This is a genomic window from Vibrio sp. Vb0937, assembly GCF_033338855.1.
Genome location: NZ_JAWOTK010000100.1, coordinates 1 through 1,864 on the forward strand (window position 1 = coordinate 1; position 1,864 = coordinate 1,864).

The 1,864-nt window shown below is 43.1% G+C and carries 2 protein-coding genes and 1 pseudogene; all 3 read left to right on the plus strand.

What is annotated here, in order from left to right; translation table 11 throughout:
* Positions 1-237: pseudogene (locus R7P67_RS23455) on the plus strand (LysR family transcriptional regulator); the annotation flags it as partial.
* A gap of 182 nt (positions 238-419) precedes the next feature.
* Positions 420-1,034, plus strand: a complete 615-nt coding sequence (locus R7P67_RS23460; RefSeq protein WP_318086146.1) for an outer membrane beta-barrel protein — start codon at positions 420-422, stop codon at positions 1,032-1,034.
* Positions 1,035-1,196: 162 nt separating this feature from the next.
* A partial coding sequence (locus R7P67_RS23465) for an SgrR family transcriptional regulator (RefSeq protein ID WP_318086147.1) occupies positions 1,197-1,864 on the plus strand: 668 nt, incomplete at its 3' end.

A 1,864-nucleotide genomic window follows, 5' to 3' on the forward strand; every position in this document is an offset into this window, starting at 1 on the left:
GATGTCCAGCATTTTAGCCACATGCTCTTGGCGATCGAGGCTGCAAGGTACGATCAAGGCATCGCGTTTGCCAATGACTTCATGTTGAACGAGCGAGATAAAGCACAAGACTTGGTTTACATCCCATCTCATGGTTTAGAAACCGGCGACAGTTTTTATTTTGTGCACAAGAAGAACCGAGCAAAGCAGGCCGAGATCGTCAAACTGACCAACTGGTTAAAGCAGCAGTGTCTGTAATTAAGATTAAATATTCTTAATTAAGAAGGAAAATAGAAAAGTTGTGTCTAATTATTTCGTGTTTTATTGAGTTTTTATTCACTAACATCTCGCTCGGTTTAACGCCAAGCGAGATGGATAACGCGACATGCTTAAGGAAGGGCGATACACAAACTCAATAATAAAACAGGCAGTGAAATACAATGTTAAAGAAAACATGGCTAACAGCAGCCCTTCTAGCAACTTGTTCTATGGCAAACGCCGCTCCTTACATTGGTGCATCGATCGGTAAAGCAACGTTTGATGATATCAGTGGTTCAATCAAATCAAATACCTACAACGCAAGCGAGAAACTTGAAGTTAAAGACAACGAAAGTCTGTCTGGCAAAGTTTTTGGTGGTTACACATTCAGCGAGTATATCTCTCTTGAAGGTGCGATCGGTGGTTACGACGCTTTGGACGGCTCTGTCGTTACCGTTGGTGACATGAAGTTTTTGGCTATCCAACCTAAATTAACGCTGCCAATTGGTGACCGTTTCAATCTTTTCGCGAAAGCGGGCCTTTCTTACTTCAACGCGGAATTTAAAGTAAGCAATTCTGTGCTAACTGGTGACGAAGGCCACACGACGTTTTCTGAAACGACAGTAACCGGACTTTACGGCTTAGGTGCTGAGTTCGCGATCACAAAAAATCTAGCACTACAGGTTGAATGGGAATACATGAAACCTGAGTTAGACGTAGCGAAACTCGGCAGTGAAAAAGTCACCGTTGAAGCAGAAATCAGCGCGTTCTCTGTTGGTATGAGCTACCGTTTCTAAGCATTTTTATTCAAGTTCTTTGGGCTTAACTCAAGCGGTGTGCTGTTGTTTGTTTGTTCAGTTAAGCCCTCAGTTTGAATTCATATAGATATGACACAGGAAGTTTGGTCACTAAGCTTCCTGTGTTATTTTTGGTTTTTAGAAAAACGCTCAGGAAGCACTGTGAACGATGTAAATCTTAGATATTTAGATTTTCTGCTCAAACATTTTGAACCGCATAAGCATCATTTAGTGACGCTTAGCGAACTCGAATCTGTGATTTGCACGTCCAGACGTAACGTTTCCATTGTGATGAAAAAGCTGGCGGCTTACGGTTGGGTGGATTGGCAACCGGCGATTGGGCGAAGCAACCCAAGCCGCTTGAGTATCACCATTACTTTGCAACAAGCGATGACCGAGTTTTTGGTGGAAGAGCTTGCTAGGGGCAGAATGAATTCGATAACAAAGCTTATCGATTGGTTCGGCCAAACGGCGGTTCGTTCGCTTACGATTGCATCGGAAAAAGTGAACGAGCTGAATGAGTCTAAAAACGCCATTCTTATTTCTTCTTATCCGTGGGTTTCAAATATCGATCCCGCAGAGACCTTCCGTCATACCGAATTACACGTGGTCAAAAGTGTTTATGATGGGCTGCTAACACAAAACTCCAATGGTGGCATTGAGCCCGCTTTAGCGCATGAATGGAAAATGGAAGAAAACGTCATGATGTTATGGTTAAGGCCAGGCATTTTTCGTCATGATGGTGAGCTTCTGAGCATAGACGACGTGGTTTGGAGTTTAGAAAGACTCAAGCAAATTAAAGGGCCGGTTTATGAGCTTTGGCAATGCAT

What these genes read in the sequence shown, in the direction of transcription:
- R7P67_RS23460 (WP_318086146.1), top strand. Translation starts at nt 420, where the DNA reads ATGTTAAAGAAAACATGGCTAACAGCAGCCCTTCTAGCAACTTGTTCT.